We start from the raw sequence: 13,925 nt of genomic DNA, 5'->3' as shown, positions 1-13,925 counted from the left end.
GCAAAATGTTCCTTTCTTTTAGAGTTCCATATCCTGTCCATGCTTGCGGGCAGGTGTTTTAAGTTCCCTTGTTTCCTTTCCTCTGGCGAGTACGGCAGAAATAAAAGCCCGAACCCTTTCGGATGCGATTTCCAGTGCATCCAGATAGGGCTGGGCTTTCTTCTTTAGCTCTTGATATTTTTCGTGCAGCGCATCGTACCGCTGCTTCCAGATCGAAACCGTCTTTTCTGCGGAAGCCAGTTTTTCTTTTAGACGCTTGTTGTCAGCATTGGCGATAATGCCGTTGACCGCATAGCGTTTGAGCGTATCGCACTGATCCTGTGTCAGAGAAACATTTCCGGTAATGGAGCTTTTCTTGCCCATCGCTTCAATATCCTGCACCGTCAGTGCAATGGTTTTTGTCACCTTGGTTTCCTTTTGCAGAGCTTCCAGTTTCTTTTTCTGCTTCTCTGCGGCAGCCTTGGCATCCTCCAAACTCTGCTCAGCCTGTGCCACCTGTCCGGTCACAGCTTCCAACCTCTGCTGTTCAGCCTGTACCTTGAACTGTGTCACCGTCAGATGTTCTTCGGTGCTGCCACGCTCTCCACGCTCCACATCGTCATATCCGGCAGCCCGCATGAAATTAAAAAAGTCATCCTGCAATACACTGTAGGACGACTTCAAAATCTTTTTTCCCTTTGCGTTGATCATGGGATTGCCGTTCTCATCAAGTACTGGCTTACAGTCCCATTTCTTACTTCGGCTGACCTGTGTGATCGTTTCCTTTACGGTTCCACGGAGGGCTTCATCCTTACACCGCTTCGACCAGAGGATCTGTTTTTCCACCACCGGGATATAAACCACGTGAAGGTGGTAGTGGTACACATCCTTGCCCAACGCTTCGGACATTGCCCGGTTGCGCTCATCGGCGTGCATCACAGCGGAGAGGATATACTGCTCACCGCCCACGATCTTCACGGCGGCTCTATAGGCATCGGCATAAAACTGTTTTGCAAATTCATAGCCGCCGTGATTGTAGAAGTAAGCGGAGTTCACATCGAATACCAACTCACCGTATTTGATGGCATCCGGTTTCAGACCTCTGGTGGAGATCATGCCATCCTGTTCCATCTGCTCAAACATTTTTACATAATCGTCCGTGGGGGCTTTGAAATGGACGTTCAGAGAAGTGCGTTCCGGCACGATGTCTTGATTGCTGTAGCTGTCCTTTTCACGCTCATTGTGTTCCTGTACCTTTGCCACATCTGCCGGGGTTTCCAAGTCTTGATTTCTGGCTACGGTACGGTCTATTCCATCATTTCTTGCCATAGATTTTCTTCCTTTCTTTGGGATTTGCAGACAGCGGGGAGCTACGGAGAGGCACTTTTTCAAAGTGTAATAACCCACTATTACACTTTCATCCATACTGGCTGCAAAGTGCCGTGGGCTCTCCGAGGGCTCTTCGTCGTCGCAGACTCCATATCCCTCGCCCCACCGCAAGCGGCAGGGCTCACTCATTCCGTTGCTCCTCCTCACCCCAAAAAGTCTACGACTTTCTGGGGACCCCATAGGGTATGCGGTCGCTGCGGCGACCTCTGCTGACCAAGGCAAAATGTCTGCGCCTTTTCCCTTGGTCAGCCCGTCTGCATGAAGCTGTTCTGCGGAACATTTCTTGCAGACGATGGCAGCGAAAACCGTATCTTTCACTGCCTGTCCATGGGCAGCACTGCGGTGCGCCTATGGGGACGGGAGATGCGAAGGGCTGTTGCCGGGGCATCACTTCTCCCGTCTTTTCTGCCATACGATGTCGTAACCAAGCACAGCGGCAAGCTCCAATACTTCCTTGTATCGTATACTTTCCCGCTGTAATTTTGCGGACAGGTTGGAAACGCTGTCGCTCCATCCGTACTCGTCCGAGAGCAGGTCAACAACTTCCTGCATGGTCATCCCGGCACGGATGATCTGTGCCTTTATTTCGTTGCGTATATTCATATTGATAAAATCCTCCATAATTCAGTTCATGTGTCGGTGCAACCTCTGCGCTCCAAGGTGGAGTGGATGCACCGAACAGTGAAAAATCTGCAATCTCCGAAATCCGTTCAGAATTTCGCTTGTGATGTCCTGTCCATATATGACCATATCCCACTTTGCCGTTTTGTGTGGTTTGGTCTGGAACAGTGAAAACGCCCATTGTTCCGTGAACAGGGTACACGGTTCAGAGAAGCACGATTTCGTGAAATAGTTTCGTCCTGCGGTCAAAAACTTTGCTGTTTCCATTACCATTGATTTTTAATGCCCGAAAACAGGTCAGCTTTGAAAGCTGCTGTTTCCTATAACGGAAGAAAACAGGGGTAAATGCTGCGTACATACGTACAGAGCATGACTGGCAAAATCAATCTCGCCAGTCCTCCGGTACGTACACGGCGAAACATCGTAAAACCCATTTATATGAGGTCTTGCCACAGCTTCCACACCCATGAATCCCCACACCCGCCGTCCGGCAGAGTTGGTGATGTTGTTGCAATGTTCCAGATTGAATCTCCCGGCATTGGCAATCATGGCGTCGCTGAAGCTGCGGGCTTTCAGCGGTGCAAGGGAGTTTTCCTCGCACCACATCCGGTAGATTTCATAGAAATCCTTGGAGCTGATGGACGCATCCGCTTTGCGCCGGATATATCCCTCTGATTCCATGAAATCAAAGATATTGTTGTTGTCACGCTTGACCGCTTCCCGATTTTCCCGGATACGGTCACTCTCTGTGACTTTGAAATTGTTGGCAACAAGCCGCTGCAATCCCTCCAATGCCCACAGGAAGATGCCCTCGGCTTCGGCTTTCATTTTCTCCGCAAGGTCAGGATCATCAGCTCTATCCGCAGGCTTTTCCTTGGTGGTCAGCACAAGCTGTCTGCGGTAAAATCCGTCACTGTGGTCATACAGGGCTTGCAGATCACCGTTGCTGAACGCAAGCAGACGGGCAAACATCCAGCCCTGATAACTCTGCTTACCTTTGCGTTCCAAGTCCATCTTGCCTTGTGCCGTCACGATGGATTTTACATAGTTGGTCTGGCGCAGAGCTTCCATCCGCATATCGTCATCCACGCACAGCAGGATGTGTTCCAGATCGGCACGGGCAAAACGGTTTTCAGAAATCTTCCCGATGCTGCCGTCTTTCATATTCGTGCCGAAGATGGTGGACAGCACCGCACCGATTTGGGATTTGCCCTCACCGCCGTTGCCCTTAATCACCATCATGCACTGTCCTTTGTTGGAGGGAATCAGACAGTAGCCGATGAACTCCTGTAAGGTGGGGATGTCCTCTGCATAGAGCAGTCCATCCAGAAAGTTCAGCCAGATCACCGGTGCAGGAGCGTTGGGATTGTAAGCAACCGACAGACGACTTCTCACGATAGCCGGTCTGCCCTCGGTGAAAGAACTATCCAACAGCAGCGTACCATTAGTGACATGGATGCGATCCTGCTCCGGCGGGAAGTCAGGCACATGGGCTTCCAGTTTCAGCACTTCCAGAATGTTGGTGATCTTCCGGGGAATGTTGTTCACGGCACAGAATTTCAGTTTGTCGTAAATCTCACCACGTAGAGGGAGATCATCTGTCACCCGACCGTCGGGCGTGAAAAAAGCTCCGCTTGCGAAGATGATTCTGCGCTCCTGCAGAAATTCTTCACAAAACAAAGCTTCGTTGATGTTCTGCCCATCAAACCACATGGGCAAGTTCCTATCAGGCGTTTTCCGGTTCTTCGCCATGGTGTGCCACCTCCTTTTTCTTTCGTGCGGTGTACTCTTGCAGAAAAGCAATCCTGCCGTCCTGCATCAGCTTGTCCACCAATGCCACCCGTTCTTCCAGATCGCCCACGGTCAGCACATCCGCCATATATTCGATATGGCGGTGCATCTGGCAAGCTTCCACAAAACGGTCATCATAAGGCTCGTCCGGCGTTTTGGGTGCGTACCGCACTTTCCAATCCTCCAGAAGATGCAGATAATCCGTCAGCACCCGGAAACACAGCATTTCATCCTCCCGGAACTGACGGATATAGGGATGCTTCGGTTTGACCATTGCTGCGGCAGTAGGTGGTTTCGGGTCAAGCCCGAAGTCCGAAGCCAGCTTTTGCGCCGCTTGCAAGCTCGTCAGATCGAACAGCTTTGCTACAAGGTCGATCACATCCCCCTTGGCTCCGCAGCCGAAGCAGAAGAAATAGTCTTCATTCAGCTTCAGGCTCGGATGCCTGTCATTGTGGAACGGGCAGCAAGCCATACCGTTGCGGTTGACTTTCAGCCCGTAGTGTTCGGCGGCTTGCTTTACGCTGACTGCCGCCTTAATGGTTTCATAGATTGTCATTTTTGCATACCTCCTTGATTTTTTCGACGTTTTTTTATTCGTCTCACCCGAATATACGCAAAAAATCACTTTCAGCCGAAAAATCAGGCACTCGTGCAAGAAAGAAAAAAAGCCGCCCCTGAAAATTGCAAAAATGCAATTTCTGGGGCGGCGAAGTTCTTGGGATATATTGATATTATTCCGCAAATAGAATATAATGTGATTACTATGTTTACAGGAGGGTAATGCAGATATGAGATACCTGTCCACTTTTGAAGTTGCAGAGAAATGGGGCATATCTCCCCGGCGGGTTGGTATCCTCTGTAACGAAAACCGCATACCGGGCGCACAGCGGGCAGGAAGCCGCTGGATCATACCCGAAGATGCGCCCAAGCCCACAGATGCCCGCATTAAAAGCGGAAAATATATCAAACACCATACCAACAGAGAGGAGGGCAGCTAATGTCCAGTACCTATTTACCAGCTGATGTTCGTACTCGAATTATAGATTTGATGAAAGAACACAAGTTTTCACAAAAGAAACTGGCTCTGTCTATCGGTGTACACGAAAGCACCCTAAGTCGCTTTCTCAATGGAACAACCGAAAAACTGAGCGAAGAAAGCGTGATCCGTATCGCCAAAACTTTCAATGTTTCCACAGATTTTATCCTTGGAACAACGGAGATCCCCGACAAAAAGAACTATGATATTTCAGAACTTGGCTTATCCGTAGAAGCTGCCAGGAATCTGTACACAGGAAAGGTCAAGGCTGATATAGTCAATCGTCTGTTGGAGAATCCACGTTTCGCAACGGTTACATATATGATCGCAAGATACCTTGACGATACAACGGCAGGCGGCTATGCGGCACACAATCAAATGATCGCCACGGTCACTTCCATGCTTTTGGGACAAAATAAGACTTCTGCTGCGGTGATGGCCGCCAGAGAAGCTAATTCATACAAAGTTCCGGTTTATCAGGCTGACCTTACGAATATCCAGAATACCTTTATGACTGCGGTACGGGAGGTAAAGAAAGAGGTCGGCAGTGAACTGGAAGCACAGAAAGCGCTCAGCAAGGAAATCACTGCGGAAATGTTTACAACACTCATCAAAGGGCAGGACGCACCGGTTTCCACAGTCACACCGGAAGAGATTGCCGATGCCATTACCGGAACGATCGCCAATGTTGACGGTGTAAATCAGGAGGCATTGGACACTTTTAATCAGGCATTGGTCGGGCTGATGCAGACCATGGTGGTACCAAATGACAAGCCAGATGAGTAATGAGCAGCTCTGTATTGCCGCTCTGGACGGTAGTACGGAAGCGAGAAATGCTCTTGTAGAAAACAATCTTCGCTTTATAAAAAGAACTGCCTATGAAATGTGGAGCGCACAACGGGAGCTGAACGCTGCCCTTGGTATTGAGATCAATGATCTGGTGCAGGAAGGGTCTTTGGGCTTACTGGACTGCATTGCCGGTTACAGACCGGACATGGGCAACAAATTCCTGACCTATGCAGCACCGGCGATCCGCAACGCTATGGTGGACTACATCCGCAGATGGAATCCTACTTTTGAAGCGAAAAATCTGGGAAGTATCATCCGGCTGGATGAAGTTGTAAAAGACGAGAATAAAGGACGACACGAATTTGTCTCTGACTCCAGAGCGAAAAATCCGGAGCAGATTTATATTGAAAAAGAAACCCACGAAGAAATCCACACAGCGCTCCTACGGATTGACCGCCGTGAACGGGCATACCTCTGGTATCGCTTCGGTTTTGAGGATGATACATACCATCCGCTGAACGAAACAGCGAAGCACTTCCACCTGTCTGAGAGTAGAGCAAAATCCACGGAAGCACTCGCTCTGGACAATGCGTGGTTGGAACTGCCATGGTGGTACTGATAAAATGACAAAATCGCTGCAATCTTCATTCCACATGAGAATGAAGATTGCAGCGATTTGCTTGTATATGGAAGATAGGTTTACATCTAAATTTTACTTGTCTTTCTACCAGCCACACTGTCAAAGTTCAGGAAACAGCATTACATCCAAACCTTGACCGGCTTTATTTACTATGACTTGAACCGGATTCTGTTCCGCCCATTCAGGGTCAGTATCAGCGATTTCTTTCCATTTCCGGTAATGCTCCGCAACACCATCGAACAGCACTTCCTCGGCTTCCCTGCGGGCTTGGGCGGCATCCTCGATATTGTCGTATGTACCGAGGAAATACTGCTTTTTCTGAAATACGATCTTGGCGACATACTTCCCCCGGATCAGATACACGCCCTTATATCCAGTGGTATTATCCGTCGGCACTTTCTTACTTTTGATTGCGTCCACAGAAGTTCCTGCAACGTGGGTCAGGAATGATTGCAGGCTCTTGTCATGCTCCTTCTTTTGACATCCGCAGCTTTTCATGTTGCAGTAGACAAGGCTGTTATAAGAAACATCGACCTCGTTGCCGCAGTCACAACGACAGCGCCAAATCACACCATCTTTTGGGTCGTTACGTTTCGCTATGTACAGCGCTGTCAGTCGATTGAATTTCTTTCCTGTAATATCCGCAGGACGACCTCGGACTGTTTTGCAGCCACAGTGCGTTCTTCTACCTGTCACAAGGAGAGAGCCTTGTACCACATAATCAGAACCGCAGGAGCATTTGCAAAGCCACTGTGTTGAGTTGTGCTTTGTGTTTTCTACCTTTCGGATCACGGTAAGCTCACCGAACTGCTTACCTGTCAGAATAGGAGAATTTGATTCCAGCGCACGCTCTCTTCTGAGACAGCCGCAGCTGACCGAACCGCCGTATAGCAGACTGCGTTCTAAGACATATCGCTCAGTTCCGCAGTCGCAGCGACAAAGCCACTTGCGTTCATTCCTTGGTGACAGAATGAACGTATCCAACACAGTCCAGCGTCCGTATTTCTGTCCCTCTTTTACCGTTTTGATTCTTTTCTCTTTACTTTCCATAGTTCAGCTTTTCAGAAAACAAACAGCCTGTTCTCTATTTGCAAACTGCATCCCATAAAGGTAGAAAGATATATCATTCAGTTCTTTCAGAGAATAGTTATCAATTTCCATTTCCTTGAGCAATGCTTTTGCTTTGCTACAATATGGTTCTGTTCTCATATCGGATATGTAAGCGCATCCAAGAGCTTTCTTTAACTTTTCAAAAATATCCTCCGAATTACTATCTACAGATGCTCTAATCTTTTCAATCATTTCCGGTGTGCCGGTGAGTTCTCCCGTCTGGAAGTTCTCAAAAACAATACCCGGTTTGTTATAAGGCTTTTTCTGTTTATTCATATTCTTCACCATTTATTTCTTCCGTTACACGGTCACAGAACGCCACTACACGGGTCGCACCGCCCGGAGTACAGGTGTATAGCACCAGATCATAACCACTGTTCTGAACCTCATCTACGGCATCTGGAGCCAGGGTTTCGGGGTCTTTCATCAGCACATAGTGGTTTTCGATGCCGTCCATGTCCGTGAAGATAACTTCCGCACCGCTTTCCAATTTAGAAAGGGAGCCGAAATGAGTCTTATAGTTATGGGCAGCAATCACCAGATCATCTGTTCTGGAGGAACCAAAATGGCGGCATGGAGCAATCTTTAATCGGCTGTAATCCCACTCTGCCATAACCGGCAGTTCCAGTTCCAAAGCAGGAATTGAGAGATAACCGATATACTCATACCCATCGATCATTACCACTGGCATTTCAGCAGGTAATGTTTCTGTTGGTTCTGTGATCTCTATTCCAATTTCAGTTTCAATCTCAGTTGGTTTCGTTGTAGGGTCTGTTTCCTCTGTCATAGCGGAGTGAATCTCGTCCATCAGCGACTCGGCTTGCTGACCGGCACGACGATCTTCCAATCCGTTATAAAGGAAAAGGAGTAGTGCTGAGAAAATCAGCACTACTCCAATCGTTACGAAGATAATGCCAGCTTTTTTAGGCATTTCCATTCTCTTTCTTCTTGCGCATCACAATGACACCGCAGAAGATCATCAGCATACCCAAGCCGCCGAGCACCAGAATAGGCCAGTTCAGCTGACCGGTCTGAATCAGGGTTGCTGTATTTGTAATTGATACCACATCACCATTGGCGCGGTAAGACGGGGTATATCCCTTCGGAATACCGGTTTCCAGAACGCTCCAGTCGCCGTTTCCATCCAGATCATGCCAGGTATATCTCCAGTTATTCCATGCGCCCAATGTCACCTTATCCACGGCTTTATCGCCGTTGTAGAGGGTCACAGTCACGGAGCTTGGACGAATACCATGCTTATCGTTTTCGTCAGACCAGACCTTTTTTACAGTCAGATCCACCGGCTCTGCGGGAACAACAGGCTCATAATCCATGTAGTTGGTAATGAAAACCTTGTTATCCTCGGTCTTATAGGTCGCTTCATAACCGGCAGGAACATCTTCCTTTACAGACCAGTCATAGCGGTCATCCAGATCATCCCAGGTGTAAGTCCACTGGTTGTCTTTGCTCAGTTCGATTTCTTCGTATTCCGTACCGTCACGGAGCAGGTGGACGGTCACGCTATCAGGTCTGTTGGGATAACCGTTGTCATCCCAAATCTTATGTACCGTCAGCTTTTCATACTCAAAGCACTCAGCCAGGAATACCCAGTCTACTTCGCCCACACGGTTGGCGTATTCATTGCCAAGCTCGATAGGAACATCCAGCTCCACTTTCAGGTTCAGGCTCTCACCTTTGCTGAGAGTACCGAGCAGCACATTGTTCACCAGTGCGCCAGCTTCATCAGGAGAAGCGATATAGATCAGCTCTGTGCCGTTGTAGATACGCATGGTCAGCTGAGAGAGAAAGTCCTGCATGGTTGCAACGGTTTCGTCTCTCTGACCGGCAACATTTGCCTGATCCTTACCGTCGGTGTTCTCAAAAAGTTCGCTGTAAGTCAGAGGATTGCCATTTTCATCGTGAACCACGGCTCTCATGTACAGCTTGATGTAATCACAGTCGCTGGCTTCGTTCTTAACCTGAATGGTTTCGGTCAGCTTGTCGCCGGGCATAACGTCTTTGAAATTATCAAAGAGGTCGGTTGCTGTGTATTCGCTACCGGGCTGGAAGTCGAAGCCTTCCTGTGCGCCTTTGAATGTGATGGAAGAATCTGCTGCAAAAGCTGTTACGCTTAGGCTTAGAAGCATTACCAATGCAAGGAGGAGAGAGGATAAGTTTCTAAATGTTCGTTTCATTCCTGCACCTCCTTACTCTGCATCAGCGAGTTTGTTGCCCTGAACCTGCAAACCGCTGCTTGCCCACTCGGTATTGAATACCGTTTCGGGAACACTCTGAATACCGGAACCAATGATTTCAACCGTCAGGTAATACCCCTCTGCAGGAGAATCGTCTATCGGAGAAATCTGAGTAATCAACGCATTTGAAGTAGTTGCACCGGCTGCTACTGGGTATTTGTAATAGTAGAAGCCATCATCACCCGTCAGCCAGTCTGTGCCAGGAGTCCATGCAGTATAGTTCGTACCAGCTACAGGAGCCTGACCATAGACATTGCCATCCTTATCCTGCCATGTTACGACCACAGCAGCACGAATCCATGCTTCGGTATCGCCGGTGTTCTTAATTTTGACATCTTTCTTTGTCTCACCATCTAAGGTTTCGTCAACATAAGTCGTTACCTTGGAAGGATTGAACAGGTTGCTCAGCGGGCCATCGCTGTCCATAAGGAAAGCGATGGTGCCGCCAACAGTTACGGTCAGAAGCAGAAGAAGGGAGACCAGCAATGCCGCAGATTTTCCGGATCTTCTGTGAGATCTTCTATGATGTTTTCTTTGATACATTTTCACGGCCTCCTTTCTTACTCGTCTTCATCCTTGCGGATGACATTTCCGTTGTTGCCCCACCAGTTTTCGCAATAGCTATCACCGGAGAGCCAGAACCGATCTGTACGAGTATTCGTAAACGTAACGGTTCCTTGCTTGTTTTGAAAGGTTAAAGAAACCGTCCCATTTGCAGGGTCAGATGTTACTTCATCATAGCGCCAAGACCAATCAGTTAATTCCTGAACGGTATAGTCACCAACTGGCAGATGTTTGATTGTAGTGGAGCCGTTGCCCACAATAACAATATCCATGCTAAAGGAATCTGGTCCTGTCACTCGGAACAAGAAACTTTGATTTTCGTCCTTGGGATCTGCTCCTTCCTTCGTTATGGTTAAATCTCCGTAAACATTCAACTCATATATGTTGGTTGCAGTGTAGGCATAAACCAAGTTTCCTGACAAAGTTTCGCTGTCCGGTGCTTTAGAGGTCAGCTCCAGATCGGTAATTGTTGGCAAACTGGTTTCTTTAATTACATACGACTTATCCTTATCTGGCAGGAATTTCTGATTATTGGAATCTACAAAAGTCGCACTACCAACGAATGTCTGTGTATCAATCGTAACTTTAGCTGTTGCCACCGGTGTAGTCGAATCTGCTTCAAATAAGCCAAACTCTACAGTATAATTCTCGAGCATCGTTGCGAGGTAATCCTTATCGTTTTCAGACAGATCCTCATAATTGGAAATTTCGACTTTCTTTGTTACTGTTACACCGTAGGATTCAAAATACAGTCTAAGGATATTATGATTTGTATACACCTCACTAAGTGTTGTTCCAGTGTAAGGGCGTCCATTGATCTCGGTTTTCACCAATGTGGTACCATTCAATGCAGTACAGTTTGTGTTGTTATAAGAAGCAGTCTTATTCAGAGGATATCTCATGGTGTCACGGTTGAGATCAACACGTCCGCTTTCTGTCAGCGTACTCTGCAGCACACCATCCTTGTAGTATTCAATCTGCCAAGGCATTTCGTCAGAGAAAGAAACCTTGTCAATAAAGTTACCGCCTGAATAGTTAACGCCTTCACCCTTAACATTTCTATATCTATCATGCGAAGTGCTACCGGCTGCAAAGAAGAATCGAGTCAGATATTCGCCTTCGCCAACTTCGTAGGCAGAGGAACTTGCATACTGTTTCCATGCAGTATGGTCAGTAGCTACTTCCCAAATCTTGTACGAAATGCCGTTATAAGTTACTTCTTTGCCATTGGCATCAAAGCTGTACTGAGTTGTAGGTCTTTGATTAGTGAAATCATCCACAGGATACCCAGCTGCACGAATCAACTCGTTTAACTGTTCCTGCGTTTTGATATGTTCGACCTGATCCGTAGGAGCTGCTATAACATACATATAGTCCTTCTGATCAGTCAAAGTTGTTCCATTAACAGTATAGCTAAATCCATCAGGAAGCCATGTACCACCACCCGCCGCAGAAGAACCCGCATAGTTTCTGCCTCTGTGACTGAGGGACCAATACATTGAAGTTCCTGGGTAGGTCAAGATATCCTGATATAAAGCACCGGGAGCATCACAGTTAATTTCTGCACACTGTACCCCATCCGGGAAGTTATAGTCAGGTTCAACATCGTCATAAGTAAATTTTCTTGTCCCATCAAAGGTTATTCCAGGAATCAGCTTTGAGATACCATAGGTTCCTTCAATAGCTGTTTTTGTATCGACGCTAACGTTCAGAATTTCAATGTCCTGACAAATTTCATTATCACGAACGCTCTCACTGGTAGTTTTCCAGTAAAGCCCAGGAGCACCATTGGGATAGTCATGTGTGACATAAACCGACTTTGGATACTCAAAACCACCGTTCAAAAGCTCATTTCCATATGGAACCGTGTATTCCGCTGTTGCAATAACATTGTCCCCATTCTTGACCGTAACTGTGTAGGTCTTCATCGGAGAATCTGTGTTAGCATCTTCTGCATCAATGCCGCCACGATCCATGGCGATATTGACCGCACCATCACTGATAGCATATGGAGCTTCCAGAGCAACCGGGTTGACTGTTTCCCCGTCATCTCTGGTCCACTCATATGTCAATCCCTCTGTATCAATACTTTGAGTGAACGTAGGAACCAAACAACCATTTTCGGCTACTTGATCATCAACATAAAGGGCATCATCAGTTTCAATGACTTGAACATAAAAATATTCCTGCTGTCGAATATATCCATCACCATCACCATCATCACCTGTAGTTGCATACTCAAACTGGATGGTGGCTGTCTCAGCACCAGAAGGCTCTTTTGCTGTTAATTTTAACCAATAATACTGATAAAAATTAGTTGTATCGCCAGTTGAACCGTCTGCGGAAAGATTGCTGTTATATACCTCGAAGTCCACATATTCATCGCCAGCCTCTACCGTCCAAGTACCACGGCCTGTATTGGTTGTTCCTGCCGTAGGTTCCCACTTGAAATACTGAACATCACCACGTTTCATTGTTATGGTCGAATTCGGGGAAAGTAATTCCTTTCGGGACAAATCATTGTAACCATTAACAATGAAAATTGAAAAACTGTCTGTTTCAAAGGAAATGGTACCATCGTCGTTCACGGTTATTTCATCGTCCTCGGAACTCAAAACAGTATAATAAACCGTATTTTCGTTTTCATCGGTGTAGGATTTTGCTGAACCATTCTCAATAGCACGCTGAATTGCAGCTTCATCATCAAGAATGTGGTAAACTTTAACTTCCTCGTCATCCTGAATATCAGTTGTGTCCAAAGTAACAGTCACCTTTTCTCCAGGCTGCCATTTTGCACCGTTGGACTCAATGGATATATCAAAGAACTCAACCCAGGAGAAGTATTCGCCCATATCAGGAAAAATCTCATCCATGATCTCGAACATGATTTCGTCTTCTGGAACATCTACGGTAACAGCAGCTCCGTCAGGCAAATTACCAGCGATTTCAACCGTACCGTCTGGAGATTCGATTTCTCCCGGAATTGATATATCGGGGTTTTCTTCACTGGTGTTCTCAACGTGAACATATTTATAGCCACCCATTGACAGAGCAATTTCACCAATTCCTAAATCAATAAATCGAAACTCATACCATTCAGCAATGCCATCCGCATTAGTTAAAATTTTCTTGATTTCTACTTGATAATTGCCTTTAAGGACATAATAATTCTTATCTACATCATTATGATTTTTATAAACCTTAGAACCGCTTCTGATCCAAATCTTATCGCCAACCTGGGGGCCGTCAGTTTCAGCAATATCCTCAACAGGAGCTTCATACTGAGAACAAGTCTCCAGGTGTCCCTCGGTTGCACCGCACTCGGTGCAGCCTACTACATCGTTACCACTAACGGTAGGTTCCGTAGTTTCCTCTGTAGGAGCAACATACTGAGAACAGGTATCCAGATGACCCTCGGTCTGGTTGCATTCTGTACAGCCTACCGGATCGGTGCTGATGGCAGAGCCGGTAGTGACGGTAGGTTCCGTAACCACAGTAGGAGTCGTGGTAGGCTCCGTGGTTTCGTCAGGAGCTTCCGTAGTTAAAGGAGCTACAATATTAAATGAGCAGGTTTCTGTATGTGCGTCAGATCCGCCGCATTCCTCGCAAGTTTCTACTGTTTCAGTCGTGGTGGTTGTTTCTACCACAACATCGTCGGTTCCCTCAGTAGCAAATGCACTGATCGGGCCGTTTGTCAGCATAAGGAAGCAGAGGAACAAAGCAGTTGCTCGTTTCATCAATTTCATTTCAG

At 47.1% G+C, this 13,925-nt stretch carries 13 protein-coding genes; 3 read left to right on the top strand and 10 right to left on the bottom strand.

Annotated elements, in window-relative coordinates:
* Positions 1-18 precede the first annotated feature (18 nt).
* From I2G61_RS11665 to I2G61_RS11650, 4 genes are all read right to left on the bottom strand, one after another.
* The gene (locus tag I2G61_RS11665; RefSeq protein ID WP_072683962.1) at positions 19-1,308 is read right to left on the bottom strand and encodes a plasmid recombination protein; all 1,290 of its coding nucleotides are present in this window, start codon (positions 1,306-1,308) and stop codon (positions 19-21) included.
* A 447-nt stretch (positions 1,309-1,755) separates the two neighbouring features.
* Entirely contained in the window at positions 1,756-1,971 is a 216-nt protein-coding gene (locus I2G61_RS11660; RefSeq protein WP_055228675.1) for a hypothetical protein, read from the bottom strand.
* A 315-nt stretch (positions 1,972-2,286) separates the two neighbouring features.
* The gene (locus I2G61_RS11655) at positions 2,287-3,741 is read right to left on the bottom strand and encodes a phage/plasmid primase, P4 family (protein ID WP_200798765.1); all 1,455 of its coding nucleotides are present in this window, start codon (positions 3,739-3,741) and stop codon (positions 2,287-2,289) included.
* Positions 3,716-4,336, bottom strand: a complete 621-nt coding sequence (locus I2G61_RS11650) for a CHC2 zinc finger domain-containing protein (RefSeq protein WP_072683727.1) — start codon at positions 4,334-4,336, stop codon at positions 3,716-3,718. Before I2G61_RS11650 ends, I2G61_RS11655 begins: the two co-directional genes overlap by 26 nt.
* A 232-nt stretch (positions 4,337-4,568) precedes the next feature.
* Here I2G61_RS11650 and I2G61_RS11645 point away from each other — a divergent pair, with 232 nt between their 5' ends.
* Genes I2G61_RS11645 through I2G61_RS11635 form a run of 3 tightly spaced genes read left to right on the top strand, consistent with a single transcriptional unit; the run spans position 4,569 to position 6,224 of the window.
* Positions 4,569-4,778, top strand: a complete 210-nt coding sequence (locus I2G61_RS11645; RefSeq protein WP_072683728.1) for a helix-turn-helix domain-containing protein — start codon at positions 4,569-4,571, stop codon at positions 4,776-4,778.
* Positions 4,778-5,602, top strand: coding sequence for a helix-turn-helix transcriptional regulator (locus I2G61_RS11640; protein WP_072683729.1), 825 nt, complete (start codon positions 4,778-4,780; stop codon positions 5,600-5,602). The genes I2G61_RS11645 and I2G61_RS11640 overlap by 1 nt, the downstream gene beginning before the upstream one ends.
* On the top strand, positions 5,583-6,224 hold the full coding sequence (locus I2G61_RS11635) for a sigma-70 family RNA polymerase sigma factor (protein WP_083538443.1): 642 nt from the start codon (positions 5,583-5,585) through the stop codon (positions 6,222-6,224). Before I2G61_RS11640 ends, I2G61_RS11635 begins: the two co-directional genes overlap by 20 nt.
* A gap of 120 nt (positions 6,225-6,344) precedes the next feature.
* On the opposite strand, the gene I2G61_RS11630 is transcribed toward I2G61_RS11635, so the two are convergent.
* The 6 genes from I2G61_RS11630 to I2G61_RS11605 are packed head-to-tail and all read right to left on the bottom strand — an operon-like array spanning position 6,345 to position 13,920.
* Entirely contained in the window at positions 6,345-7,295 is a 951-nt protein-coding gene (locus I2G61_RS11630; protein WP_072683730.1) for a hypothetical protein, read from the bottom strand.
* A 3-nt stretch (positions 7,296-7,298) separates the two neighbouring features.
* Complete coding sequence (locus I2G61_RS11625; RefSeq protein WP_139248568.1) at positions 7,299-7,631, bottom strand: hypothetical protein; 333 nt, start codon at positions 7,629-7,631, stop codon at positions 7,299-7,301.
* Entirely contained in the window at positions 7,624-8,292 is a 669-nt protein-coding gene (locus I2G61_RS11620) for a sortase (RefSeq protein WP_072683732.1), read from the bottom strand. The genes I2G61_RS11625 and I2G61_RS11620 overlap by 8 nt, the downstream gene beginning before the upstream one ends.
* The gene (locus I2G61_RS11615) at positions 8,279-9,550 is read right to left on the bottom strand and encodes a Cna B-type domain-containing protein (RefSeq protein ID WP_072683733.1); all 1,272 of its coding nucleotides are present in this window, start codon (positions 9,548-9,550) and stop codon (positions 8,279-8,281) included. The genes I2G61_RS11620 and I2G61_RS11615 overlap by 14 nt, the downstream gene beginning before the upstream one ends.
* A gap of 12 nt (positions 9,551-9,562) precedes the next feature.
* Positions 9,563-10,153 carry a hypothetical protein gene (locus I2G61_RS11610; protein ID WP_072683734.1) on the bottom strand — a complete coding sequence of 197 codons (591 nt, stop codon included), beginning with the start codon at positions 10,151-10,153 and terminating at the stop codon, positions 9,563-9,565.
* 17 nt (positions 10,154-10,170) lie between these two features.
* On the bottom strand, positions 10,171-13,920 hold the full coding sequence (locus I2G61_RS11605; RefSeq protein WP_072683735.1) for a hypothetical protein: 3,750 nt from the start codon (positions 13,918-13,920) through the stop codon (positions 10,171-10,173).
* Positions 13,921-13,925 lie beyond the last annotated feature (5 nt).

It is taken from the genome of Holdemania sp. 1001095H_141210_F2 (genome assembly GCF_015558105.1).
In the GTDB taxonomy this organism is placed as follows: Bacteria; Bacillota_I; Bacilli_A; order Erysipelotrichales; family Erysipelotrichaceae; genus Holdemania.
This window is presented reverse-complemented; position numbering and strand designations above follow the sequence as displayed.

Coding starts and splice junctions, on each gene's coding strand:
- I2G61_RS11665 (WP_072683962.1), bottom strand. CDS start 1,308: ATGGCAAGAAATGATGGAATAGACCGTACCGTAGCCAGAAATCAAGAC.
- I2G61_RS11660 (WP_055228675.1), bottom strand. CDS start 1,971: ATGAATATACGCAACGAAATAAAGGCACAGATCATCCGTGCCGGGATG.
- I2G61_RS11655 (WP_200798765.1), bottom strand. CDS start 3,741: ATGGCGAAGAACCGGAAAACGCCTGATAGGAACTTGCCCATGTGGTTT.
- I2G61_RS11650 (WP_072683727.1), bottom strand. CDS start 4,336: ATGACAATCTATGAAACCATTAAGGCGGCAGTCAGCGTAAAGCAAGCC.
- I2G61_RS11645 (WP_072683728.1), top strand. CDS start 4,569: ATGAGATACCTGTCCACTTTTGAAGTTGCAGAGAAATGGGGCATATCT.
- I2G61_RS11640 (WP_072683729.1), top strand. CDS start 4,778: ATGTCCAGTACCTATTTACCAGCTGATGTTCGTACTCGAATTATAGAT.
- I2G61_RS11635 (WP_083538443.1), top strand. CDS start 5,583: ATGACAAGCCAGATGAGTAATGAGCAGCTCTGTATTGCCGCTCTGGAC.
- I2G61_RS11630 (WP_072683730.1), bottom strand. CDS start 7,295: ATGGAAAGTAAAGAGAAAAGAATCAAAACGGTAAAAGAGGGACAGAAA.
- I2G61_RS11625 (WP_139248568.1), bottom strand. CDS start 7,631: ATGAATAAACAGAAAAAGCCTTATAACAAACCGGGTATTGTTTTTGAG.
- I2G61_RS11620 (WP_072683732.1), bottom strand. CDS start 8,292: ATGGAAATGCCTAAAAAAGCTGGCATTATCTTCGTAACGATTGGAGTA.
- I2G61_RS11615 (WP_072683733.1), bottom strand. CDS start 9,550: ATGAAACGAACATTTAGAAACTTATCCTCTCTCCTCCTTGCATTGGTA.
- I2G61_RS11610 (WP_072683734.1), bottom strand. CDS start 10,153: ATGTATCAAAGAAAACATCATAGAAGATCTCACAGAAGATCCGGAAAA.
- I2G61_RS11605 (WP_072683735.1), bottom strand. CDS start 13,920: ATGAAATTGATGAAACGAGCAACTGCTTTGTTCCTCTGCTTCCTTATG.